The following is a 22,695-nucleotide window of genomic DNA, read 5'->3' as shown; positions in this document are numbered from 1 at the left end:
CTCCTACATATCGTATATCAGCGTCAGCGCTGGGCTGCGGCGATCGATTCCCGGGCGGCGGATGCGACGTTCTCGGCAGTGAAGCCGAACTCGCGGAAGAGGACCTTGCCGTCGGCCGAAGCACCGAAGTGCTCCAGGGAAACGATGCGGCCCGCATCCCCGACGAACCGGTGCCAGGTCAGACCGATCCCGGCCTCCACCGCGACCCGCGCCCTCACCGACGGCGGCAGGACGCTGTCCCGGTACCCCTGGTCCTGCTCGTCGAACCACTCCACGGACGGCATCGACACGACTCGCGTCGGAACACCCTCGGCCTGGAGCTGCTCGCGGGCCTCGACGGCCACGTGCACCTCGGAACCGGTGGCGATCAGAATGACCTGCGGCCCCGTGCTCTGCCCGTCGGGCCCTTCGGCCTCGAACATCACGTAACCGCCGCGCGCGGTGTCCTCGTTCGGCTCGTACGTCGGCACGCCCTGGCGGGTCAGCGCGAGACCGTGCGGGGCACCCTTGCCGAACTCCTTGGTCCAGCGCCGCAGCACCTCGCGCCAGGCGATCGCGGTCTCGTTGGCGTCGGCCGGGCGGACGACGTTCAGGCCCGGGATGGCGCGCAGCGAGGCCAGATGCTCGACGGGCTGGTGGGTCGGGCCGTCCTCACCGAGGCCGATGGAGTCGTGCGTCCACACGTACGTCACCGGCAGGTGCATGAGCGCCGACAGACGCACCGCGTTGCGCATGTAGTCGGAGAACACGAGGAACGTGCCGCCGTAGACGCGGGTGTTGCCGTGCAGCGTGATGCCGTTCATCTCCGCGGCCATGGAGTGCTCGCGGATGCCGAAGTGGATCGTGCGGCCGTACGGGTTCGCGCCCGGGAGCGGGTTGTCCGCCGGCAGGAAGGAGCTGTTCTTGTCGATGGTCGTGTTGTTCGAGCCGGCCAGGTCGGCCGAGCCGCCCCATAGCTCCGGGATGACCGCGCCGAGGGCCTGCAGCACCTTGCCGGAGGCGGCACGCGTGGCGACACCCTTGCCCGCCTCGAAGACCGGGAGCTTCTCCTCCCAGCCGGTGGGCAGCTCACCCTTGCTCATGCGGTCGAACTCGGCGGCGCGCTCCGCGTTCTTGTCGCGCCACTCCTGGAACGACTTCTCCCACTCGGCCTTCGCCTCACGGCCGCGCTCGAGGGCCTTGCGGGTGTGGTTGATGACCTCGTCGGTCACCTCGAAGCTCTTGTCCGGGTCGAAGCCCAGCACACGCTTGGTGGCCGCGACCTCGTCATCGCCGAGCGCCGAGCCGTGTGCGGCCTCGGTGTTCTGCGCGTTCGGGGCCGGCCAGGCGATGATCGAGCGCATCGCGATGAAGGACGGCCGGTCCGTGACCTTCTTGGCCTCCTGGATCGCGTCGTAGACGGCGTGCGGGTCCAGGTCGCCGTCCGGCTTGGGGGCGACGCGCTGGACGTGCCAGCCGTACGCCTCGTAGCGCTTGACGGTGTCCTCGGAGACGGCCGTCTCGGTGTCGCCCTCGATCGAGATGTGGTTGTCGTCCCACAGCAGGACCAGATTGCCGAGCTTCTGGTGGCCGGCCAGCGAGGAGGCCTCGGCGGAGATGCCCTCCTGGAGGCAGCCGTCACCGGCGATGCAGTAGATGAAGTGGTCGAAGGGCGAGGCGCCCTGCGGGGCGTCCGGGTCGAACAGGCCGCGCTCGTACCGGGAGGCCATGGCCATGCCCACCGCGTTCGCGACACCCTGGCCCAGCGGGCCGGTCGTCGTCTCCACGCCGCGCGTGTGCCCGTACTCGGGGTGGCCGGGGGTCTTGGAGCCCCAGGTGCGGAAGGCCTTCAGATCGTCCAGCTCCAGCCCGAAACCGGCCAGGTAGAGCTGCGTGTAGAGGGTCAGGGACGTGTGGCCGGCGGACAGTACGAAGCGGTCACGGCCCACCCACTCGGGATCCACCGGGTCGTGGCGCATCACCTTCTGGAAGAGGGTGTAGGCGGCCGGAGCAAGGCTCATCGCCGTACCGGGATGGCCGTTGCCGACCTTTTGTACGGCATCGGCGGCCAGGACGCGGGCGGTGTCGACGGCCCGCTGGTCCAACTCGGTCCACTCGAGGTCTGTTGTGGTCGGCTTGGTGCTCACCCTGGGTCAGGGCTCCTCTCCACATGTCGAATGCCGGTGCACTGGGCGCCCACCGGCCGTTGCTGAGCCTACCCCCGTAAGTACGTGCGTCTTTTCGAGTCATTCCAGACTGCCGGGAGTCGCCGGGATCCGCCTCCCGACCGGGTTGATCCGTAGTCGGCATCTGAATACGGAGCCGCTCATCCGACTGCTCAATCGAGCGAAGTCCGGCTCGTGTCCTGCCGCTCTTTCGCCGACCGCACGACCGCTGCCAACACGACCCACCCCCGCGAAGGGGGCGCTGTGGGCAACGTCTAAAGTTGCGTGAGTACGCGCGAGCCTTTACCCGGAATTCACAGCCGGCGGGCTTGCTGGGATGTCTCTGTCAGGGGTGTACGTGACGGCCGTCGAATCCCGTCCAACGGGTGGGGGCACCGCCCACGCCCTTAAGGCTGTGGAGGAGCTCGGGACGAGCAGCAGCCTGGGCCAGCGGCCGTTTGGGGCCCGTGTCAAGGCGTTCGTGGCGCTGACCAAGCCGCGGATCATCGAGCTGTTGCTGATCACCACCGTCCCGGTGATGTTCCTCGCCCAGCAGGGGGTGCCGAGCCTCAGGCTGGTGCTGCTCACCTGTATCGGCGGTTACCTCTCGGCGGGCGGCGCCAACGCGCTCAACATGTACATCGACCGTGACATCGACGCGCTCATGGAGCGCACCTCGCAGCGCCCCCTGGTCACCGGCATGGTCAGCCCTCGTGAGTGCCTCACTTTCGGCATCACATTGGCAGTCGTCTCGACGCTGCTGTTCGGATTCACCGTCAACTGGCTGTCCGCCTGGCTGTCGCTCGGAGCGCTCCTTTTCTACGTCGTCGTCTACACGATGATCCTCAAACGGCGTACTTCGCAGAACATCGTCTGGGGCGGCATCGCCGGCTGTCTTCCGGTCCTCATCGGCTGGTCGTCCGTCACGAACTCCCTGTCGTGGGCGCCGGTCATCCTCTTCCTCGTCATGTTCTTCTGGACGCCGCCGCACTACTGGCCGCTGTCCATGAAGGTCAAGGAGGACTACGCGCGCGTGGGCGTGCCGATGCTGCCGGTCGTCGCCTCCAACAAGGTGGTCGCCCGCCAGATCGTGATCTACAGCTGGGTGATGGTCGTGGTCTCGCTGCTGCTCACCCCGCTCGGTTACACCGGCTGGTTCTACACGGTGGTGGCGCTGGCGGCCGGCGGGTTCTGGCTGTGGGAGGCGCACGGACTGCAGAACCGGGCCAGGGCCGAGGTGACGGGCGTCAAGCTCAAGGAGATGCGCCTGTTCCACTGGTCCATCACCTATGTGTCCATCCTCTTCGTCGCCGTCGCGGTGGATCCCTTCCTGCGCTGAGGGCGTGGCCCAGCACACGCCCCCGTGCTCTCGCCAGTCGATCTACCCGTGAGTAGCATCCTGACCATGGCAGACACCAAGCAGGTTGACGAGGGCACCGACGCCAAGCGGGCCGCCAAGGCCGAGCGCAGGGCGGCCCGGCTCGCCAAGGAGATCAGCGCCTTCGCCAAGGCGCACGGCGGCGCCGAGGGACAGGTCGCCTACATCGGGGAGCGAGGCGCCCGGATCGTGCTCGTCGGCGAGGACGGCGGTTGGGGCGACCTCGTCGCATCGACGTACGAGATCGCCGAGAAGGCCGTGCAGAAGGCCGGAATCACCGTCCATGAGGCGTTCGACGGCGAGTTCGCGGGCAAGGTGAAGACCGGCCCGTACGAGTGGACGCGCATGGCGGGAATCCAGCTCGGTGGCCCGGCCAACAGCTGAACAACTGACCGAAGGGCGCGGCGCCGTGACGATATGCGGCTCCGTCGCGTGGGCGTGACCAGCCACGACGGCCCGCAGGCGCCGAATCACTCGCACCCCCCGAACGGCCCCCAACACCTACACCCCGGTTCACCCGTTAGGACCTGTAAGGCAAGCGCAGCGTCCACGCGGGAGTCCGGATGATCGAAACGCCGTCCCTGGTGGACCAGTACTGCCATGGCGTGCTCCGTACCGAGCTGGGCCTCGGTACCTTCGAGGCCCACCTCGCCCGTACCGAGGGCCCGCCTGCGGCCGGCACCACCCTCTTCGACACGCAGACGGGCTTCGCCGTACGCCGCTGGTGTCCGCCGCTGCTCGGTCTGGAGCCGCACTGCCCGCCCGCCCGCTACCTCGCCCGGCGCCGTGAACTCGGCGTCCTGGAGGCGGGGCGCAGACTGCTGCGGGGCAGCGGCATCACGACCTACCTCGTCGACACCGGGCTGCCCGGCGACCTCACCGGGCCCGCCGAGATGGCCTCCGCAGGAGCCGCCGAGGCGCACGAGATCGTCCGCCTGGAGTTGCTCGCCGAACAGGTGGCCGACACCTCGGGCACGGTGGAGTCCTTCCTCGCCAACCTCGCCGAGTCGATCCACGGGGCGGCGGCGCACGCGGTGGCGTTCACGTCGGTGGCGGGCGTACGGCACGGTCTGGCGCTCGCGCCCGAACCGCCGGGGCCGGGTGAGGTACGGGGCGCGGCCGGCCGCTGGCTCGCGGGGCGCCGGGTGGGCGGGACCCTGTCGGACCCGGTCCTGCTCCGCCATCTGCTGTGGAGCGCGGTGGCCTCGGGGCGGCCCCTCCAGCTCCACGCCGGCCTCGGTGAACCGGGCCTGCGCATCGACCGCACCGACCCGGTCCTGCTCACCGACTTCGTACGCGCCACGGCGGGGCTCGGCACGGACCTCGTCCTGCTGCACGGCTATCCGTACCACCGGCACGCGGCGCATCTGGCCGGGGTGTTCCCGCACGTGTACGCGGACCTGGGCGCGGTGCTCGTCCGCACGGGCGCCCGGGCCGCCGACGTGCTGGCCGAGATCCTGGAACTGGCCCCCTTCGGCAAGCTCCTCTTCTCCAGCGGCGCCCACGGCCTGCCCGAGCTCCATGTGGTGGGTGCCCGCCTGTTCCGTGAGGCGCTCTCGCGACTGCTGGGTGGCTGGGTCACCGAGGGCGCCTGGTCGCTGGCGGACGCGCAGCGGGTGGCGGGGATGATCGCGGCGGGGAACGCGCAGCGGGTGTACGGGCTGAAGTGAGCCGCCGGGGCCGTGCTTACGGCTCCGGAGGGGGCGTCAGGCGGCGGTGAGGGCCGACTCCGCCGAGGGACCCGGGAGGTCCGCCGTCACCTCGGACCGTTCGCGCAGCGACAGCAGAACCCGGAGCACCCCGATCCACACCAGACAGGAGCCGAGCATGTGCAGGCCGACCAGGACCTCGGGAAGGTGTGTGAAGTACTGGACGTAGCCGATGACGCCCTGGCCGAGGAGGACCAGGAACAGCTCCCGTGTGCGGTGGAGCGGGCCCCTGGGTGCGTCGACCGCCTTCAGGACGAACCAGAGGGCGAAGGTCAGCGTCACCACGATCCAGGCGAGCACGGCGTGCAGCTTGGCGACGGTCTCCCAGTCGATCTGGATGCGCTCGACGTCGCTGGAGTCGCCCGCGTGCGGGCCCGCGCCGGTGACCACCGTGCCGACTGCGATCAGCAGGACCGAGGCGACGACCAGGAACCACACCAGCTGCTGCACGGCCTTGCCGACCAGCGGACGCGGTGCCGCGTCACCCTCCCGTGTGCGCTGCCACATGACGGTCGCCACCGTGATGAGCGCGGTGGAGAGCAGGAAGTGGGCGGCGACGGTGTACGGGTTGAGGCCCACGAGGACCACGATGCCGCCGAGGACCGCGTTGCTCATGACGACCCAGAACTGGGCCCAGCCGAGTCGGGTGAGACCGCGTCGCCACGGCTTCTGCGAGCGCGCGGCAATGATCGCCCAGCCGACCGCCGCGCACAGCACGTACGTCAGCATGCGATTGCCGAACTCGATGGCGCCGTGCATGCCCATGGCGCTGGTCGTGGTCAGCGAGTCGTCCGTGCACTGCGGCCAGGTCGGGCAGCCGAGCCCCGAACCCGTGAGGCGTACGGCACCGCCGGTGACGACGATGACCACCGACATGACGAGCGCGGCGAGTGCCGCCCGCTGAACGGTCCGGGGCTCCGGGGTCCAGCGTGCGGCGATGAAGGCGAGCGGGTTGCGCACGGCCGCTACGGCGTCGGCGCGGGTCACGTTTGGCACGCCCCCATCGTAGGGGGGCGCTTGTGCACGAATTCACGTGGGTGTGCCACGGCCCGAACGGGCGGGTTCCGCTGCCGGGACGCTCGGACGTGAGCACCCGTAGCCGGCGCCTCACGCACATGGGGAGCGCGTGATCCGTGCCGTACGCCTGCTCGTAGCGCCGTAGCGCCGTAGCGCCGTAGCGCCGTAGCGCCGTAGCGCCGTAGCGCCGCGCCCGGTACGTCGACCGCCGGGCCCTCGTGGCCCTGGGCGACGCCCCTTCCGGGCTGCTCACTCCCAGCGGAAGAACCGGCCGGCCGCAGCCAGCCCCACGACCGCCCACACGGCCAGTATTCCCAGGTCGCCGACGGGCATGCCGCCGCCGTGCTGGAGGACGCTTCGCAGGCCGTCCGACAGCGCGGAGATGGGGAGCAGACCGAGGACGTCCTGGGCGCCGGAGGGGAACTTGTCCAACGGCACGATCACGCCGCCGCCGACGAGCAGCAACAGGAAGACCAGGTTGGCGGCCGCCAGGGTCGCCTCGGCCTTCAGCGTGCCCGCCATCAGCAGGCCGAGACCGGAGAAGGCCGCGGTCCCCAGGACCAGCAGGAGCAGCACGGACAGCGGGTCACCGTGCGGCGACCAGCCGAGGGCGTAGGCGATCACCGTCAGCAGGATCACCTGGAGGACCTCGGTGACCAGGACGGAGGCCGTCTTGGCGGACATCAGCCCCCAGCGGGGGAGCGGCGAGGAGGCGAGCCGCTTCAGCACGCCGTACCGGCGCTCGAAGCCGGTCGCGATGGCCTGCCCCGTGAACGCGGTCGACATCACGGCGAGCGCGAGGATGCCGGGTGTGAGGAAGTCGACGGCCTTGCCGGCACCGGTGTCCACGATGTCGACGGAGCCGAAGAGGACCAGCAGCAGTGTCGGGATGACGACCGTCAGGAGCAGCTGCTCGCCGTTGCGCAGCAGCATCTTCGTCTCGAGCGCGGCCTGTGCCGCGATCATGCGCAGAAGGGGGGCGGCGCCGGGCTTCGGCGCGTAGGTACCGGCGGTGGTCACGAACGCAGCTCCTTGCCCGTCAGCTCGAGGAAGACGTCTTCCAGGGTGTGCCGTTCGACGGAGATGCTGTCGGGCATCACCCCGTGCTGGGCACACCAGGAGGTGACCGTCGCGAGCAGCTGCGGGTTGACCTTGCCCACGACACGGTAGGCGCCCGGCGTCAGCTCCCCCGCCGTGCAGTCCGCCGGGAGCGCCTTCAGCAGGGACGCCACGTCGAGGCCCGGGCGGCCCGTGAAGCGCAGGGTGTTCTCGGCGCCGCCGCGGCACAGCTCCTCCGGGGAGCCCTGCGCGATGACCCGGCCCCCGTCGATGATCGCGACGTCGTCGGCGAGCTGCTCGGCCTCATCCATGTAGTGCGTCGTCAGGATCACGGACACGCCGTCGGCGCGCAGATCGCGTACGAGGTCCCAGGTGGCCCGGCGGGCCTGGGGATCGAGGCCGGCGGTCGGCTCGTCCAGGAAGACCAGGTCCGGGCGGCCGACGACGGCCATGGCGAGCGCCAGCCGCTGCTGCTGTCCGCCCGACAGGCGCCGGTAGGCCGTGCGTCCGCAGCCGCCCAGCCCCAGTCGCTCGATGAGAGCCTCCACGTCCAGCGGGTGTGCGTGCAGCTTGGCGACATGGCGGAGCATCTCGTCGGCCCGGGCGCCTGAGTAGATGCCGCCGGACTGGAGCATGACACCTATGCGGGGACGCAACGCCGAGGCTTGGCGGACCGGGTCGAGGCCCAGGACGCGCACCGTGCCGGAGTCCGGCTTCCGGTACCCCTCGCAGGTCTCGACCGTGGTCGTCTTGCCCGCCCCGTTGGGGCCGAGCACGGCGGTGACACCCGCCCGGGCCACCAGGTCGAGGCTGTCCACCGCGGTCTTCCCGCCGTACCGCTTCACCAGGGACTGGACCTGGACGACCGGCTCACTTCGCATGGGTCCAGAGTCTAGGTAGGCGTGTCGGGCGCGGGACCAGGGGGTCCGAAAACTACTCCTCGCCCGGCCGGTGCAGCGCCAGCCACCGCTGCGCGTACGCCACCGCGTCCGGCACGGGGAACAGCCGTACGGGGGCCGCGCCCACCTTCCCCTGTACGACCGGGCGGTCCCGCTCGAAGTCGTGGCCCAGCTCGTCGAACCGGTCCGAGGTGATCGCCACCTCGGTCACGACCTCCCATCCGCCCCGACCCGGCCTGCCCACCCGGACCAAGGGCGACGGGATGCGGTACTCGGCCAGGTGGAAGCTCGTGCACGCGTGGTAGCCGGCCCCCAGCAGGAGCACGCGCGCTCCCATCGCCTCCAGCCGGGCCAGCGGACTGCGCTCACCGAGGCGGCAGTCGGGCGCGTGGCCCTCGACGACCTCCGCCGCCCGCGCTCCGACCGCCGCGAACGACGTCTGGGGGTGCGCGCTGCGCAGGGCACCGGGCCATGTGCGCACGGTCTCCGGTATCACGCCGACCCCGCGCGAGGGTGTGACGAGCGGGTCGTACGCGGGCATCGTGGCCCGGATCGTCTCCCACCACTCTTCGGGCACCGGCGGATTGCCCCACACCGCCGGGTCCGAGAGGTCGCCGGACTGGGTGGGGACCACCAGCGTGCCCTCCGGACCGAGCGCGTCGAGCAGCCCCTGGACGACCGCGACGACACCTCCGCACACCCAGCCCAGCGAGCTGAGGGAGGAGTGCACGAGGAGTGTCTCACCGGGCGCGACGCCGAGCGTGCGCAGCTGTGTGAAAACCGTGTCCCGGGTGACAAGAGGGTTGGTCGGAGGGGGTGTGGGCATGGTTCGGCAGTCTTGCTGACGGGCCCGGCCCGCGCCACCCGTTTGATCGACCAAAGATCGTTTCCGCAGGTCAGTTTAGGTATGCCTAAGTGATGTACCGCACCGCCGGGCCGCCCGGGCGGCGCTTGTCAGGCTCTGAGGAATTACGCAACAATGGCGTTGTGAAAAACGTCGGCGAGGCTCGGGAGGTCCCCATGGGGGCCCCTCAGGAGGAGCTCGCGACCGGGGAGCGCTCGACGCGCAACCGGGTCGCGCGGTCCATCCTGGACCACGGCCCCTCGACCGTCGCCGAGCTCGCCGGGAGGCTGGGGCTCACCCAGGCGGCCGTACGGCGGCACCTGGACGCACTGGTCGCCGACGATGTCGTTCAGGCCCGTGAGCAGCGCGTGTACGGGGCGCGTACGCGCGGTCGCCCCGCCAAGGTCTTCGCGCTCACCGACTGCGGCCGCGACGCCTTCGACCAGTCGTACGACAAACTGGCTGCGGACGCGCTGCGCTGGATCCAGCAGCGGTACGGCGGGGACGATGCCGTCGTCGCCTTCGCGCGCGCCAGGCTCGCCGAGCAGGCCACCGCCTACCGCAAGGCGATCGAGGCCGCCGATCCGGAACAGCGGACCGAAGCGCTGGCCAAGGCCTTGAGCGTGGACGGGTACGCTGCCACGGCGCGCAGCGCACCGGTCGGCGAGCAGCTCTGCCAGCACCACTGCCCGGTCGCCCATGTCGCGGAACAGTTCCCGCAACTGTGCGAGGTCGAGACGGAGATCTTCTCCCAGCTGCTCGGCACGCACGTCCAGCGGCTGGCGACGATCGCGCACGGCGACGGCGTCTGCACGACGTTCATCCCCAAGGCGCCCCCAGCAGCCGAATCCCCAAAGATTTCCAAGACCACCAACAACGCATCTGCCAGCACGGCCGGGAGGAACCCCGCATGACTCTCCCCACGGAGACTGCCCACCCCGAACTCGAGGGCCTGGGCAACTACGAATACGGCTGGGCCGACTCCGACGAGGCCGGTGCCGCGGCGAAGCGCGGTCTGAACGAAGACGTCGTCCGTGACATCTCGGCGAAGAAGTCCGAGCCGGAGTGGATGACCAAGCTGCGCCTCAAGGGTCTGAAGCTCTTCGAGAAGAAGCCCATGCCGAACTGGGGCTCGGACCTGTCGGGCATCGACTTCGACAACATCAAGTACTTCGTGCGCTCCACGGAGAAGCAGGCGGAGTCCTGGGAGGACCTGCCCGAGGACATCAAGAACACGTACGACAAGCTGGGCATCCCGGAGGCGGAGAAGCAGCGCCTCGTGGCCGGTGTCGCGGCGCAGTACGAGTCGGAGGTCGTCTACCACCAGATCCGCGAGGACCTGGAGGAGCAGGGCGTCATCTTCCTCGACACCGACACCGCGCTGAAGGAGCACCCGGAGCTCTTCAAGGAGTACTTCGGGACCGTCATCCCGGCCGGTGACAACAAGTTCGCCTCGCTGAACACCGCCGTGTGGTCCGGCGGCTCCTTCATCTACGTGCCGCCGGGCGTGCACGTGGAGATCCCGCTCCAGGCCTACTTCCGCATCAACACGGAGAACATGGGCCAGTTCGAGCGGACCCTGATCATCGTCGACGAGGGTGCCTACGTGCACTACGTCGAGGGTTGTACGGCCCCGATCTACAAGTCGGACTCGCTGCACTCCGCGGTGGTCGAGATCATCGTCAAGAAGAACGCCCGCTGCCGCTACACGACCATCCAGAACTGGTCGAACAACGTCTACAACCTGGTCACCAAGCGCGCCGTGGCCTACGAGGGCGCGACCATGGAGTGGATCGACGGCAACATCGGCTCCAAGGTGACGATGAAGTACCCCGCCGTCTACCTGATGGGCGAGCACGCCAAGGGCGAGACCCTCTCCATCGCCTTCGCGGGCGAGGGCCAGCACCAGGACGCCGGTTCCAAGATGGTCCACATGGCCCCGAACACCTCGTCCAACATCGTCTCCAAGTCGGTGGCGCGCGGCGGCGGCCGTACCTCGTACCGCGGCCTGGTCGAGATCGGCGAGGGCGCTGCGGGCTCCAAGTCCAACGTGCTCTGTGACGCGCTGCTCGTCGACACCATCTCCCGTTCCGACACGTACCCCTACGTGGACGTCCGCGAGGACGACGTCTCCATGGGCCACGAGGCCACCGTCTCCAAGGTCTCCGAGGACCAGCTCTTCTACCTGATGAGCCGTGGTCTCTCCGAGTTCGAGGCGATGGCGATGATCGTGCGCGGCTTCGTCGAGCCGATCGCCAAGGAGTTGCCCATGGAGTACGCGCTGGAGCTCAACCGGCTGATCGAGCTGCAGATGGAAGGCGCGGTCGGCTGACCCGCCCTCCAAGTAGCGGCGGCCCGCCCGTACGGGGCGGGCCGAGGATCACAACTGACGTAGGAAGAGAGCACAAGACCAGCCATGGCTGAGGCCCAGAACTCCCCCACTCTCGGCTCCGCTCGAGCGGGGGGACCCCCACCGGCAGGCTCCACCACCGCCGGCCAGATCGCGGTGGCGGCCGAGTCGACCGTCGCCACCCGCATGAGCGCGCCGCCGTCCTTCGACGTGGCGGACTTCCCGGTCCCGCACGGCCGTGAGGAGGAGTGGCGGTTCACGCCGCTGGAGCGGCTGCGCGGGCTGCACGACGGCACCGCCGTCGCCAATGGCGGTGGCGTGAAGATGACCGTCGAGGCCCCCGAGGGCGTCGCCGTCGAGACGGTCGGCCGCGACGACGCCCGGCTCGGCAAGGCGGGCACCCCGGTGGACCGCGTCGCCGCGCAGGCATACTCGGCCTTCGAGAAGGCCGGCGTGGTCACCGTCCCGAAGGAGGCCGTGCTCACCGAGCCGATCCGCATCGCGGTGCACGGCGAGGGCGGGGTCGCCTTCGGCCACCAGCTGATCGAGCTCGGCGCCTTCGCCGAGGCCGTGGTGGTCATCGACCACACCGGTGACGCGGTGCTCGCCGCCAATGTCGACTACGTCCTCGGCGACGGCGCCAAGCTGACCGTCGTCTCCGTCCAGGACTGGGACGACAAGGCCGTGCACGTGGCTCAGCACAACGCGCTGGTCGGCCGGGACGCCTCGTTCAAGTCGGTCGTCGTGACCTTCGGCGGCGACGTCGTACGCCTGCACCCGCGCGTGACCTATGCGGGCACCGGCGGCGAGGCCGAGCTGTACGGCCTGTACTTCACCGACCAGGGCCAGCACCAGGAGCACCGGCTCTTCGTCGACCACAACACCCCGCACTGCAAGTCGAACGTCGCCTACAAGGGCGCGCTCCAGGGTGAGGACGCGCACGCCGTGTGGATCGGTGACGTGCTCATCGAGGCCAAGGCCGAGGGCACGGACACGTACGAGATGAACCGCAACCTGGTCCTCACGGACGGCGCCCGCGTCGACTCGGTCCCCAACCTGGAGATCGAGACCGGCGAGATCGTCGGCGCCGGCCACGCCTCCGCCACCGGCCGCTTCGACGACGAGCAGCTCTTCTACCTGATGGCCCGCGGTATCCCCGAGCACGAGGCCCGCCGCCTCGTGGTCCGCGGCTTCTTCGCCGAGCTGGTCCAGCAGATCGGCGTCGCGGACATCGAGGAACGCCTGATCGCCAAGATCGAAGAGGAGCTGGAGGCGTCGGTCGCATGACTGACTCGTCGAAGTTCGTACGCGTCTGTGGGCTGAGCGAGCTGGAGGAGGACACCCCGAAGCGGGTGGAACTCGACGGCACGCCCATCTCGGTCGTCAGGACCGAGGGCGAGGTGTTCGCGATCAACGACATCTGTTCCCACGCGAATGTCTCGCTGTCCGAGGGCGAGGTCGACGACTGCCACATCGAGTGCTGGCTGCACGGCTCGCGCTTCGACCTCCGTTCCGGAAAGCCCGACGCCCTCCCGGCGACGCGCCCCGTCCCCGTATACCCCGTAAAGATCGAAGGGGACGACGTGCTCGTCTCCCTCACCCAGGAGTCCTGAGGCACCCATGGCAACGCTTGAAATCCGAGACCTGCACGTCACCGTCGAGGCCGACAACGCCACGAAGGAAATCCTCAAGGGCGTCGACCTCACCGTGAAGCAGGGCGAGACGCACGCCATCATGGGCCCCAACGGCTCGGGCAAGTCGACCCTCGCCTACTCGCTCGCGGGTCACCCCAAGTACACGATCACCAGCGGCACCGTGCTGCTCGACGGCGAGAACGTCCTGGAGATGTCCGTCGACGAGCGCGCCCGCGCGGGCCTGTTCCTGGCCATGCAGTACCCGGTCGAGGTCCCCGGCGTCTCGGTCTCCAACTTCCTGCGCACCTCCGCCACCGCGATCCGCGGCGAGGCCCCCAAGCTGCGCACCTGGGTGAAGGAGGTCAAGGAGACCATGGAGCGCCTCAACATGGACCCGTCCTTCGCCGAGCGTAACGTCAACGAGGGCTTCTCCGGCGGTGAGAAGAAGCGCCACGAGATCCTCCAGCTGGAGCTGCTCAAGCCGAAGATCGCGATCCTCGACGAGACGGACTCCGGTCTGGACGTCGACGCCCTGCGCATCGTCTCCGAGGGCGTCAACCGCGTCCGCGAGACCGGCGAGGTCGGCACCATGCTGATCACCCACTACACGCGCATCCTGCGCTACATCAAGCCCGACTACGTCCACGTCTTCTCCGCCGGACGGATCGTCGAGTCCGGCGGCGCCGAGCTCGCCGACAAGCTGGAGGACGAGGGCTACGAGGCCTACACGAAGGGTGGCGCATCCGCGTGACACAGCTGCCGGGCCTCCTCGACACCGAGGCGATCCGTAAGGACTTCCCTGTCCTGGACCGGTTGGTCCACGACGGCAAGAAGCTCGTGTACCTGGACAACGCGGCGACCTCGCAGAAGCCGCGCCAGGTGCTCGACGTCCTCGGCGAGTACTACGAGCGCTACAACGCCAACGTCCACCGCGGTGTGCATGTGCTCGCCGAGGAGGCCACGGCGCTGTACGAGGGCGCGCGTGACAAGGTCGCCGCGTTCATCAACGCTCCGAGCCGCGACGAGGTGATCTTCACCAAGAACGCCTCCGAGTCGCTCAACCTCGTGGCGAACATGCTGGGCTGGGCCGACGAGCCCTACCGCGTGGACCGCGACACCGAGATCGTCATCACGGAGATGGAGCACCACTCCAACATCGTGCCGTGGCAGCTGCTGTCGCAGCGCACGGGCGCGAAGCTGAAGTGGTTCGGGCTGACCGACGACGGCCGTCTGGACCTCTCCAACATCGACGAGATCATCACGGAGAAGACGAAGATCGTATCCTTTGTGCTGGTGTCCAACATCCTCGGCACGGTCAACCCGGTCGAGGCGATAGTCCGCCGCGCCCAGGAGGTCGGCGCGCTGGTCTGCATCGACGCCTCGCAGGCCGCGCCGCACATGCCGCTGGACGTCCAGGCCCTGCAGGCCGACTTCGTGGCCTTCACCGGCCACAAGATGTGCGGCCCGACGGGTATCGGCGTGCTGTGGGGCCGCCAGGAGCTGCTGGAGGACCTGCCTCCGTTCCTGGGCGGCGGCGAGATGATCGAGACGGTGTCGATGCACTCGTCGACGTACGCTCCCGCCCCGCACAAGTTCGAGGCGGGCACGCCGCCGATCGCTCAGGCGGTCGGCCTCGGTGCGGCGATCGACTACCTGACCTCGATCGGCATGGACAAGATCCTCGCCCACGAGCACGCGCTCACCGAGTACGCGGTGAAGCGGCTGAGCGAGGTTCCCGACCTGAAGATCATCGGCCCGACCACGGCCGAGGACCGGGGCGCGGCGATCTCCTTCACGCTCGGCGACATCCACCCGCACGACGTGGGCCAGGTCCTCGACGAGCAGGGCATCGCGGTCCGGGTCGGCCACCACTGCGCCCGCCCCGTCTGCCTGCGGTACGGAATTCCTGCGACCACACGAGCGTCGTTCTATCTGTACTCCACGCCGGCCGAGATCGACGCACTGGTCGAGGGGCTGGAGCACGTACGGAACTTCTTCGGCTGAAGGACGTGAGCTGAGACCGTGAAGCTGGATTCGATGTACCGGGAAGTCATCCTGGACCACTACAAGCACCCGCACGGGCGTGGTCTGAGGGATGGCGACGCCGAGGTGCACCACGTCAATCCGACCTGCGGCGACGAGATCACGCTGCGTGTGAAGTACGACGGTACGACGATCAAGGACGTCTCGTACGAGGGCCAGGGCTGCTCCATCAGCCAGGCCTCGGCCTCCGTACTGAACGAACTCCTCGTCGGCAGGGAGCTGGCCGAGGCGCAGAAGATCCAGGAGACCTTCCTGGAGCTGATGCAGTCCAAGGGCCGGATCGAACCCGACGACGCGATGGAGGACATCCTGGAGGACGCGGTCGCGTTCGCCGGTGTCTCCAAGTACCCGGCGCGGGTGAAGTGCGCCCTCCTCAGCTGGATGGCGTGGAAGGACGCGACGGCCCAGGCGCTGGGCGGAGCCGACGCCGAAAGGAAGACGGCATGAGCGACACCGTGGAGATGAAGCCGGTCTCGGAGGAGGAGCTCCGCGAGGCCCTGATGGACGTCGTCGACCCCGAACTGGGCATCGACGTCGTCAACCTCGGGCTGATCTACGGCATCCACATCGACGACGCGGCGAACATCGCCACCGTCGACATGACCCTGACCTCCGCGGCCTGCCCGCTGACGGACGTCATCGAGGACCAGGCCAAGTCGGCCACGGACGGTCTCGTGAACGAGCTGCGGATCAACTGGGTCTGGATGCCGCCGTGGGGCCCCGACAAGATCACGGACGACGGCCGCGAGCAGCTTCGGGCGCTCGGCTTCAACGTCTGAGATACCTGGCTTTTCCAGGCCGAAGAGAAACGGCGACGCCCACGGGCGTCGCCGTTTCTCGTTTCTCGTTCTCGCTTGTCGTGGTCAGTCCAGCCCGTCCACCAGCCGGAACGCCGAGTCCGCTCGGTACAGGCCGGAGTACTGGTACGGATCCAGCTTGAGCTGGAAGTTCTGGTGGCGCAGGAAACGGCCCGGGTAGTTGACCGACTCCAGCATGACCGCGCCCGAGTACGAGGACGAGCGGGGGCAGAAGGTGGCGTCCTGCTTGAAGAGCGCGGAGCCGTCGTTGCGTTCGGCGCGCAGCAGGAAGTTGCGGTGGCGCAGGTAGGTACCGTCGGCCGTGGCGAAGGAGTAGCAGGAGGCGTCGGTCAGGCCCTCGACCAGTTCGAAGGTGGCGGCCCGCCGGGCGGAGGCCGAGCCGACCGGGTCGAGCTTCACATGGTCGCCGCTCACGTGCCAGTAGCGGTCCGGGTGGTTGACCGACCGCACCGACCTCCGGGTCGTGGAGGGCGTGGACGTGGCGGGCTTGTCGGCTGCGGTCTTCGACGGGTGGGCGGACGGCCGCCGGGAGCCGGCCGTGTGCTTCCCGGACTGCGGAGTGGGCGAGGCGTTCGTGGCCGTGCGGGACGACTGGACGGAGGTCATGCCGCTCTTCCCGGTGGGCGCGGCGGCGGGGGAGGCGGGCAGCGAGAAGTCGGGCACGTTCGGGTCACCCAGCGTGGCCGCGGTGTCCTTCGCGCCCTCCGATGATGGATCGTCAGTTCCCTTGCTCGCCAAGGAGATCGCTATGGCGCTGGTGGAGAAGACGGCCACGGCGAGCAGGCCGGCCATCCAGAGCCTCCGCGTCCCGGGCGTCCTGGGATCGCCCGGAGCGTCGCCGGTCTCCCACACGGGGGAGGGGGCGGACTGGTCCGGAGCGGGTGGGGGGTTCGTTTCTGGCATGCGGTTCCTTCGGCGTCGCGCGACGGCGCACGCTGAATCGTCAAGTGGGCGTGGCACAGCGGGGAGCACAACGGGGGCGCACGGAGAAAGGCAAGGGGCAGCCGGGTCACGGGCGCACGGAACGGCGGTGGCCGCGGGCGCGGGGTGAGCGGCCGGTGAAACAGTAGTGGACATGGCGGGTTTGCAGCACCCGTTTCGGAGAGCGGTTTCTCCGCGGTAAGTCCTCGCCCCAGGGGCGCCGACCCGGAGGGCCGGCTGCGGTCCTTCCGGTCGGCGTTCAGCGGCTGGGGCCCCCTCAGATCGGTCTGCGCGGGGCGGCGTTGGGCGGATCCCTCGGCCGTCACGGCCACGCGCCGCCGAGCCGCCCGGCCCCATCCCGCCGAGCTGCTGCACATTCACCGCGTGGCCGCCCTGTGCCGCGCGGCCCGCGCCGGACGGCGGCTGCGCGACCGCCCGGCGAGACCGCGTGAGCCGGGTCCGGTCGCCGCGCGGCCGACGACGATCGGAGCGAGCCGGCGCCGTCGGCTTGTGTACAGTCGTACGCATCGATGCGTACACTCGTACACATGGGATATGCCTTCCTCTCCGGGGCCATCGCCGCCGAAGTCGTCGCCACGACCGCCATGAAGTACAGCGACGGCTTCAGCAGGTTGTGGCCGTCGCTGATGACCCTCCTGGGTTATGTCGTTTCCTTCGCGCTGCTCGCGCAGACCCTGAAGACCCTGTCGATCGGCACCGCCTACGCGATCTGGGCCGGGGTCGGCACCGCGACCGTCGCCTCCATCGGGCTGGTGCTCTTCGGGGAGGGGCTGGGTCTCGCGAAGATCGTCGGTATCGCGCTGATCATCGGCGGGGTGGTGGTGCTCAACCTGGGAGGCGCGCACTGATGCCCCGGCGGTACGACCCCGAGCGGCGGCAGCGGATCATCGACGCGGCGATCCGGGTCGTGGCCAAGAAGGGCATCGCCGGACTGAGCCACCGTTCCGTCGCCGCCGAGGCCGACGTGCCGCTCGGCTCCACGACCTACCACTTCAAGACGCTCGACGAACTGATGGTCGCCGCGCTGCGTCAGACGAACGAGGGCTTCGCCAAAGTGCTCGCCGCGAGTGGTCTGGAGGACGCGGAGGGCGACCTTGCCACGGACCTCGCCAGGGCCCTGGGGGAGTGGCTGGGCGGCGACCGCACGGGCGTCGAGCTGGAGTACGAGCTCTATCTCGCGGCCCTGCGCCGGCCCGCCCTGCGGCCCGTCGCCGCCGAGTGGACGGAGGAGACCGCCGAGCGACTGGCCCGGCGCACGGACGAGGTCACCGCGCGGGCCCTGCTCGCGCTGATGGACGGGATCTGCCTGCAGGTGCTGTTGACCGGGTCGCCGTACGACGAGCAGTACGCGAGACAGGCACTGGCACGTGTGATTCCGTGACGACTTGGCTGATCGCCGCGGAGGCGGCCGCACTGCCTCCCCGGGCGCGCCCGGCAGGTGAGACGCTCGTTTCACCGGTTCGCCCACGCGCCACCCGCCACGTTAGGTTTTTCCCCATGACCGACACGACTGCTCCTCGTACCACCGGTGCCGTGGCCGCCGGACTTGCCACGATCGCCGCCGACGGCACCGTCCTCGACACCTGGTTCCCCGCGCCCGAGCCGGCCGCCGAGCCCGGCCCGTCCGGCACGGAGCGGCTGTCCGCAGAGCGTGCCGTGGAGCTGCTCGGTGAAGGCGCCGCGAAGGCGATCGGCCCGGACGCCCGCCGGGGCGTCGAGGTGGTCGCGGTCCGCACGGTCATCGCCTCGCTCGACGAGAAGCCGATCGACGCACACGACGTCTACCTGCGCCTGCACCTGCTCTCGCACCGCCTGGTCAAGCCGCACGGCCAGAGTCTGGACGGCATGTTCGGCTTCCTCGCGAACGTCGCCTGGACCTCGCTCGGCCCGGTCGCCGTCGACGACATCGAGAAGGTGCGCCTCAACGCTCGCGCCGAGGGCCTGCACCTCCAGGTGACCTCCATCGACAAGTTCCCGCGCATGACGGACTACGTCGTGCCCAAGGGCGTCCGCATCGCCGACGCAGACCGGGTCCGCCTGGGCGCGCACCTCGCCGAGGGCACCACCGTCATGCACGAGGGCTTCGTCAACTTCAACGCCGGCACCCTCGGCACCTCCATGGTCGAGGGCCGCATCTCGGCCGGTGTCGTGGTCGGCAACGGCTCGGACATCGGCGGCGGCGCCTCCACGATGGGCACGCTCTCCGGCGGCGGCAACGTGATCATCTCCATCGGCGAGCGCTGCCTGGTCGGCGCCGAGGCGGGCGTGGGCATCGCACTCGGCGACGAGTGCGTCGTCGAGGCCGGCCTGTACGTCACCGCCGGCACCCGGATCACCATGCCCGACGGCCAGATCGTCAAGGCCCGCGAGCTCTCCGGCGCCTCGAACATCCTCTTCCGCCGCAACTCGGTCACGGGCGCGGTGGAGGCCCGCCCGAACAACGCGGTCTGGGGCGGTCTGAACGAGATCCTGCACAGCCACAACTGATCATCGGCGGCCGTGACCTGCGGTCGCCTCCTCGATCACGGCTGTGACCTGCCGCTGAGCTGTCGGCGGTTGTCGACGTCGGTCACCTTTGAGCGCCCTCCGGGCCCCGAAACGGGCCGGGAGGGCGCTCATTGCGTGAGGGGAGAGGTCGCAGGTCGTGGTCGATCCCATCGGATCACCCGGTGCCGTGGTCGGATGACGTACCCGGCGCCGGCAGGGCGCTGACCAGCCGGTCGATCTCGTCGTCCGTGTTGTAGTAGTGGGCGGAGGCGCGGACGACCGATGTGAGGGCGCGGGCTTCGAAGTCCCAGCGTGCGTAGTCCGCGACTGAGACCGAGACGTTGATCCCGTCGGCCTGCAGCGCGCGTGCGATGTCGTGGCTGTTGTGGCCGTCGACGGTGAAGGTCACGATGCCGCACTGCCGCACTCCCCGGTCATGGATCCGTACCCCGGGCAGGTCCCTGAGGCGTGCGCGCAGGGCAGCGGCGAGCTGGGTCACACGGTCCTCGATCGCGTCCAGGCCGAGGTCGAGGGCGTAGTCGACGGCGACGCCGAGGCCGATCTTGCCGGCGTAGTAGGTCTCCCAGTTCTCGAACCGGCGGGCATCGGCCCGGACCTGGTAGGTGTCCGATGACGTCCAGGTGGCAGCGTGGAGATCCAGGAAGGGCGGGTCCAGCTGCTCGCGGATTCGCGGGGAGCAGTACAGGAAACCTGTGCCGCGCGGTCCGCGCAGGAACTTGCGGCCGGTCGCGGTGAGCAGGTCGCAGCCGATCTGTCCGACGTCGACGGCCATCTGGCCGACCGACTGGCATGCGTCCAGCAGGTAGACCACACCGGCTTCGCGGGCCACCTTCCCGATCTCGGCGGCCGGGTTGACCAGACCGCCCTGGGTGGGCACATGTGTGATCGCGATCAGTTTGACCCGTTCGTCGATCATGGCGCGCAGCGCGTCGACGTCGAGCTGGCCGTGCTCGTCGTCGGGCACCACGTCGATACGGACGCCATGGCGGCGGGCGGTCTGCAGGAAGGCGATGGCGTTGCTCGCGTACTCGGCACGGGCCGTCAGTATCCGGTCGCCGGCCGCCCAGGTTAGTGAGTAGAAGGCCATGTCCCAGGCACGGGTGGCGTTCTCCACCACCGCGATGTCGTCCCGTCCGGCGCCCACCAGGCGAGCCAGCGCGTCGTACGTGCCCTCGATCCGCTCGGCTTGCGTGGCCGCCGCCTCGTACCCGCCGATCTGCTCCTCCAAGCGCAGATGCCCGACCACCGCGTCGACCACCGGGCGAGGTGGCAGAGCCGCCCCCGCGTTGTTGAGATGGACGACCCGCCCGGCGCCTGCCGTCTCCTGTCGGACCCGCTCGACGTCAATCTGCGCCACCAGCACCCAACTCCTTCAAGACCCTCACGTCCTCAGCAATTCGTCTGGGCGCCCGACTTGGGGCTGCTGTGCCTCTCACCTGCTGCGACGATCCGTAGACGTCCGTGCTTGTCCGCCACTGTACGTCGGCGTCGTCACGCAGTCGGACACTCACCTACCCGCGACGCTTGCGGCTTCCAGGCCAGACGCTCGGAAGGCGCCGGCACATCCGGGTGCCCCCGAGGCGGTGTCGTTGCTGTCCTGGGAAGGACCGGGAGGATGGAGCCCGAGGCCGGCTGGGCATCACGTCAGCCGCAACTGATCACCGTTCGCGCCGGCCGGACGCCTCCCGAGGCGCGCACCGCGGGAGGCATCCGCGTCTATCCCGAAACCGTCCCCGCGAACTCCGCCAGCACCGCGAAGTCGCTCTTTCGCAGCCCGACCCGGGGGCTGACGTGGTACAGCAGGGCCGGTCCTGGGTGGTGGGCGGTGACGTACGCCTCGTCCGCCGGGCTCTGTTCGTCGTCCACCCACGCGAACGGGCGGCCGGCCGCGTGGGTCACGATCGACTCGGTCTTCCAGTGCACGCCGTCGGGGCGCAGCGACAGGGGCGGCGGTGAGGCGACGGATTCCGTCCTCGCCGCGACCACCCGTGGTCACTCGGCGCCGGTCAGTTCGTCGTAGGCCGCCAGCAGGCCGTCGACCGTCTTGGCGTCGGCGGGCCGCAGCGGGGGTCGGACCGGGCCGGACGGCAGCCCGAGCCGGCCGAGCAGACCCTTCGCCGTGACCGTGCCGGGCAGACCGGAGGCCGTCATCAACTCGATCAGTGCCATGGCCCGTTGCTGGAGGCGCGCCGCCTCCGCCGTCGCGTCGGCGTCGAACGCCTCCAGGACGGCGCGGAACTGACGCGGCGCCACGTTCGCGACCGTGCTGACATATCCGGTGCCGCCGACCGCGTACAGCGCCAGCACCTGCTCGTCGCAGCCCGCGTAGTAGGCCAACTCCGTCTGGGCCAGGACCTTCTGGGTGCCGAGGAGGTCGTACGCGCAGTCCTTGACGCCCACGATCCGCGGGTGCTCCGCGAGGCGGATCATCGTCGCCGGTTCGATGCGGGTTCCGGTGCGGCCGGGGATGTCGTACAGCACGAGCGGCAGCCCGGAGGCGTCGGCGATCTCGCGGAAGTGGGCCTCGACCGCGTCCTGCGGGGGCCGGCTGTAGTAGGGCGTGACCACCAACAGTCCGTCCGCGCCCGCCTGTTCGGCCGCCAGCGACAGTTCCACGGTGTGCCGCGTGTCCGACGTGCCCACGCCCGCCACGATCGCCGCCCGTCCGCCGACCGCTTCCCGCACCGCCCGCACCAGCGCGGTCTTCTCGGCGTCGGTCGTGGTCGGCGACTCGCCCGTGGTGCCGGACAGCACCAGACCGTCGCAGCCCTCGGCCACGAGCCGGTCGGCGAGCCGCTGCGCCCCGTCGAGGTCGAGCGCACCCGCCTCGGTGAAGGGCGTGACCATCGCGCAGAGAGCGCGGCCGAAGGGAGGGAAGGCCAGGGCCGATGTCGTCATGGGAGTAGTCTCGGCAGGACGATAGTGAAGCTCCACTTAATTCTTCTACAGGGTATTGGTTAGGGATGCTGCGACATGGGGGGGCGAGGGATCGACCTGGGCGAGGTTCCGTACGAGCACGCGATGCGGGAGATGAGTGACTGGGTCGCCGTCGGCGTGCCGGGGAGAGCAAGGACCGGCTCGTCCTGCTCGGCCACCCGCCCGCCCTCACCCAAGGCTCCCGAACGCCGCTCGCCGAACTGCCGGTGGATTGGCCGATTTCGCTGGTCGGGTGGACCGCGGCGGCCCGGCGACGTACCGCGGTACCGGTCAGGTCATCGGTGCTGCCCCACTCTCCGCTTCTCTCGAGCGGGAGGTGCCGGACGTGGTGGCGGGGCGCTCGGAGCGCGGTGAGAGGGCGCGGAGGCTCGGGCACTGGTGCCAAAACGGGCTTCGTGGGTCACCATGGCCGG

General features: G+C 69.7%; 22 protein-coding genes and 1 pseudogene. 14 read left to right on the top strand and 9 right to left on the bottom strand.

Features of this window, described 5'->3' with window-relative positions; all coding sequences use genetic code 11:
* Window positions 1-23: 23 nt before the first annotated feature.
* Window positions 24-2,126, bottom strand: a complete 2,103-nt coding sequence (gene tkt / locus ACZ3TS_RS16590; RefSeq protein ID WP_467618313.1) for a transketolase — start codon at window positions 2,124-2,126, stop codon at window positions 24-26.
* 370 nt (window positions 2,127-2,496) lie between these two features.
* On the opposite strand from tkt, the gene ACZ3TS_RS16585 reads away from it, so the two are divergent.
* The 3 genes from ACZ3TS_RS16585 (at window position 2,497) to ACZ3TS_RS16575 (ending at window position 5,192) form a co-directional block, all read left to right on the top strand.
* Entirely contained in the window at window positions 2,497-3,483 is a 987-nt protein-coding gene (locus ACZ3TS_RS16585) for a heme o synthase (RefSeq protein ID WP_467618353.1), read from the top strand.
* Window positions 3,484-3,549: 66 nt separating this feature from the next.
* Window positions 3,550-3,906: a hypothetical protein gene (locus ACZ3TS_RS16580; protein ID WP_467618311.1), complete on the top strand. Its 357-nt coding sequence runs from the start codon at window positions 3,550-3,552 to the stop codon at window positions 3,904-3,906.
* 179 nt (window positions 3,907-4,085) lie between these two features.
* Entirely contained in the window at window positions 4,086-5,192 is a 1,107-nt protein-coding gene (locus ACZ3TS_RS16575) for an amidohydrolase family protein (RefSeq protein ID WP_467618308.1), read from the top strand.
* A gap of 36 nt (window positions 5,193-5,228) precedes the next feature.
* Here the strand turns inward: ACZ3TS_RS16575 and ACZ3TS_RS16570 are convergent, their stop codons facing one another.
* The 4 genes from ACZ3TS_RS16570 to ACZ3TS_RS16555 all read right to left on the bottom strand — a co-directional run bounded on the left by ACZ3TS_RS16570 (window position 5,229) and on the right by ACZ3TS_RS16555 (window position 9,032).
* Window positions 5,229-6,218, bottom strand: coding sequence for a COX15/CtaA family protein (locus ACZ3TS_RS16570; protein WP_467618350.1), 990 nt, complete (start codon window positions 6,216-6,218; stop codon window positions 5,229-5,231).
* 279 nt (window positions 6,219-6,497) lie between these two features.
* Window positions 6,498-7,214 (bottom strand): ABC transporter permease, encoded by a 717-nt coding sequence (locus tag ACZ3TS_RS16565; RefSeq protein WP_467618348.1) that lies wholly within the window; start codon window positions 7,212-7,214, stop codon window positions 6,498-6,500.
* Window positions 7,215-7,264: 50 nt separating this feature from the next.
* Window positions 7,265-8,188, bottom strand: coding sequence for an ABC transporter ATP-binding protein (locus tag ACZ3TS_RS16560; protein WP_467618306.1), 924 nt, complete (start codon window positions 8,186-8,188; stop codon window positions 7,265-7,267).
* A gap of 52 nt (window positions 8,189-8,240) precedes the next feature.
* A complete protein-coding gene (locus ACZ3TS_RS16555; RefSeq protein ID WP_467618303.1) occupies window positions 8,241-9,032 on the bottom strand; it encodes an AAC(3) family N-acetyltransferase in 792 nt (263 codons plus the stop codon).
* A 161-nt stretch (window positions 9,033-9,193) separates the two neighbouring features.
* Between ACZ3TS_RS16555 and ACZ3TS_RS16550 the strand changes: the two genes are divergently transcribed.
* From ACZ3TS_RS16550 to ACZ3TS_RS16515, 8 genes are all read left to right on the top strand, one after another.
* The gene (locus ACZ3TS_RS16550; protein WP_467618300.1) at window positions 9,194-9,964 is read left to right on the top strand and encodes a helix-turn-helix transcriptional regulator; all 771 of its coding nucleotides are present in this window, start codon (window positions 9,194-9,196) and stop codon (window positions 9,962-9,964) included.
* Window positions 9,961-11,382 (top strand): Fe-S cluster assembly protein SufB, encoded by a 1,422-nt coding sequence (gene sufB, locus ACZ3TS_RS16545; protein ID WP_467618298.1) that lies wholly within the window; start codon window positions 9,961-9,963, stop codon window positions 11,380-11,382. Before ACZ3TS_RS16550 ends, sufB begins: the two co-directional genes overlap by 4 nt.
* A gap of 84 nt (window positions 11,383-11,466) precedes the next feature.
* Window positions 11,467-12,687, top strand: a complete 1,221-nt coding sequence (gene sufD, locus ACZ3TS_RS16540) for a Fe-S cluster assembly protein SufD (RefSeq protein WP_467618295.1) — start codon at window positions 11,467-11,469, stop codon at window positions 12,685-12,687.
* Complete coding sequence (locus tag ACZ3TS_RS16535; protein ID WP_390742277.1) at window positions 12,684-13,013, top strand: non-heme iron oxygenase ferredoxin subunit; 330 nt, start codon at window positions 12,684-12,686, stop codon at window positions 13,011-13,013. The genes sufD and ACZ3TS_RS16535 overlap by 4 nt, the downstream gene beginning before the upstream one ends.
* A 7-nt stretch (window positions 13,014-13,020) precedes the next feature.
* Window positions 13,021-13,785 carry a Fe-S cluster assembly ATPase SufC gene (sufC, locus tag ACZ3TS_RS16530; protein WP_467618293.1) on the top strand — a complete coding sequence of 255 codons (765 nt, stop codon included), beginning with the start codon at window positions 13,021-13,023 and terminating at the stop codon, window positions 13,783-13,785.
* Window positions 13,782-15,038, top strand: coding sequence for a cysteine desulfurase (locus ACZ3TS_RS16525; protein ID WP_467618291.1), 1,257 nt, complete (start codon window positions 13,782-13,784; stop codon window positions 15,036-15,038). The genes sufC and ACZ3TS_RS16525 overlap by 4 nt, the downstream gene beginning before the upstream one ends.
* Window positions 15,039-15,056: 18 nt before the next feature.
* Entirely contained in the window at window positions 15,057-15,524 is a 468-nt protein-coding gene (gene sufU / locus ACZ3TS_RS16520; RefSeq protein WP_467618288.1) for a Fe-S cluster assembly sulfur transfer protein SufU, read from the top strand.
* Window positions 15,521-15,856 carry a metal-sulfur cluster assembly factor gene (locus ACZ3TS_RS16515; RefSeq protein WP_189315932.1) on the top strand — a complete coding sequence of 112 codons (336 nt, stop codon included), beginning with the start codon at window positions 15,521-15,523 and terminating at the stop codon, window positions 15,854-15,856. Before sufU ends, ACZ3TS_RS16515 begins: the two co-directional genes overlap by 4 nt.
* An 84-nt stretch (window positions 15,857-15,940) precedes the next feature.
* Here the strand turns inward: ACZ3TS_RS16515 and ACZ3TS_RS16510 are convergent, their stop codons facing one another.
* Window positions 15,941-16,798: an AbfB domain-containing protein gene (locus ACZ3TS_RS16510; RefSeq protein ID WP_467618286.1), complete on the bottom strand. Its 858-nt coding sequence runs from the start codon at window positions 16,796-16,798 to the stop codon at window positions 15,941-15,943.
* Window positions 16,799-17,364: 566 nt separating this feature from the next.
* Between ACZ3TS_RS16510 and ACZ3TS_RS16505 the strand changes: the two genes are divergently transcribed.
* The 3 genes from ACZ3TS_RS16505 (at window position 17,365) to dapD (ending at window position 19,324) form a co-directional block, all read left to right on the top strand.
* Window positions 17,365-17,685: a DMT family transporter gene (locus ACZ3TS_RS16505; RefSeq protein ID WP_467618284.1), complete on the top strand. Its 321-nt coding sequence runs from the start codon at window positions 17,365-17,367 to the stop codon at window positions 17,683-17,685.
* Window positions 17,685-18,218: a TetR/AcrR family transcriptional regulator gene (locus ACZ3TS_RS16500; protein ID WP_467618282.1), complete on the top strand. Its 534-nt coding sequence runs from the start codon at window positions 17,685-17,687 to the stop codon at window positions 18,216-18,218. The genes ACZ3TS_RS16505 and ACZ3TS_RS16500 overlap by 1 nt, the downstream gene beginning before the upstream one ends.
* A 116-nt stretch (window positions 18,219-18,334) precedes the next feature.
* Window positions 18,335-19,324, top strand: a complete 990-nt coding sequence (dapD, locus tag ACZ3TS_RS16495; protein ID WP_467618279.1) for a 2,3,4,5-tetrahydropyridine-2,6-dicarboxylate N-succinyltransferase — start codon at window positions 18,335-18,337, stop codon at window positions 19,322-19,324.
* A gap of 175 nt (window positions 19,325-19,499) precedes the next feature.
* Here the strand turns inward: dapD and ACZ3TS_RS16490 are convergent, their stop codons facing one another.
* The 3 genes and pseudogenes from ACZ3TS_RS16490 to dapA all read right to left on the bottom strand — a co-directional run bounded on the left by ACZ3TS_RS16490 (window position 19,500) and on the right by dapA (window position 22,243).
* Window positions 19,500-20,702, bottom strand: a complete 1,203-nt coding sequence (locus ACZ3TS_RS16490; RefSeq protein ID WP_467618277.1) for an aminotransferase class V-fold PLP-dependent enzyme — start codon at window positions 20,700-20,702, stop codon at window positions 19,500-19,502.
* A 359-nt stretch (window positions 20,703-21,061) separates the two neighbouring features.
* Window positions 21,062-21,280: pseudogene (locus ACZ3TS_RS16485) on the bottom strand (hypothetical protein); the annotation flags it as partial.
* Between the two features lie 57 nt (window positions 21,281-21,337).
* Complete coding sequence (gene dapA / locus ACZ3TS_RS16480) at window positions 21,338-22,243, bottom strand: 4-hydroxy-tetrahydrodipicolinate synthase (protein WP_467618276.1); 906 nt, start codon at window positions 22,241-22,243, stop codon at window positions 21,338-21,340.
* Window positions 22,244-22,695 lie beyond the last annotated feature (452 nt).

Source organism: Streptomyces sp. NPDC022910 (genome assembly GCF_055561075.1).
Note: the sequence above shows the minus strand (reverse complement) of the source record. Positions and strands in the feature narration are given on the sequence as shown.

Coding starts and splice junctions, on each gene's coding strand:
- ACZ3TS_RS16515 (WP_189315932.1), top strand. CDS start 15,521: ATGAGCGACACCGTGGAGATGAAGCCGGTCTCGGAGGAGGAGCTCCGC.
- ACZ3TS_RS16560 (WP_467618306.1), bottom strand. CDS start 8,188: ATGCGAAGTGAGCCGGTCGTCCAGGTCCAGTCCCTGGTGAAGCGGTAC.
- ACZ3TS_RS16565 (WP_467618348.1), bottom strand. CDS start 7,214: ATGATCGCGGCACAGGCCGCGCTCGAGACGAAGATGCTGCTGCGCAAC.
- ACZ3TS_RS16505 (WP_467618284.1), top strand. CDS start 17,365: ATGGGATATGCCTTCCTCTCCGGGGCCATCGCCGCCGAAGTCGTCGCC.
- dapD (WP_467618279.1), top strand. CDS start 18,335: ATGACCGACACGACTGCTCCTCGTACCACCGGTGCCGTGGCCGCCGGA.
- ACZ3TS_RS16510 (WP_467618286.1), bottom strand. CDS start 16,798: ATGCCAGAAACGAACCCCCCACCCGCTCCGGACCAGTCCGCCCCCTCC.
- ACZ3TS_RS16555 (WP_467618303.1), bottom strand. CDS start 9,032: ATGCCCACACCCCCTCCGACCAACCCTCTTGTCACCCGGGACACGGTT.
- ACZ3TS_RS16575 (WP_467618308.1), top strand. CDS start 4,086: ATGATCGAAACGCCGTCCCTGGTGGACCAGTACTGCCATGGCGTGCTC.
- ACZ3TS_RS16580 (WP_467618311.1), top strand. CDS start 3,550: ATGGCAGACACCAAGCAGGTTGACGAGGGCACCGACGCCAAGCGGGCC.
- dapA (WP_467618276.1), bottom strand. CDS start 22,243: ATGACGACATCGGCCCTGGCCTTCCCTCCCTTCGGCCGCGCTCTCTGC.
- ACZ3TS_RS16500 (WP_467618282.1), top strand. CDS start 17,685: ATGCCCCGGCGGTACGACCCCGAGCGGCGGCAGCGGATCATCGACGCG.
- sufB (WP_467618298.1), top strand. CDS start 9,961: ATGACTCTCCCCACGGAGACTGCCCACCCCGAACTCGAGGGCCTGGGC.
- sufC (WP_467618293.1), top strand. CDS start 13,021: ATGGCAACGCTTGAAATCCGAGACCTGCACGTCACCGTCGAGGCCGAC.
- ACZ3TS_RS16535 (WP_390742277.1), top strand. CDS start 12,684: ATGACTGACTCGTCGAAGTTCGTACGCGTCTGTGGGCTGAGCGAGCTG.
- sufD (WP_467618295.1), top strand. CDS start 11,467: ATGGCTGAGGCCCAGAACTCCCCCACTCTCGGCTCCGCTCGAGCGGGG.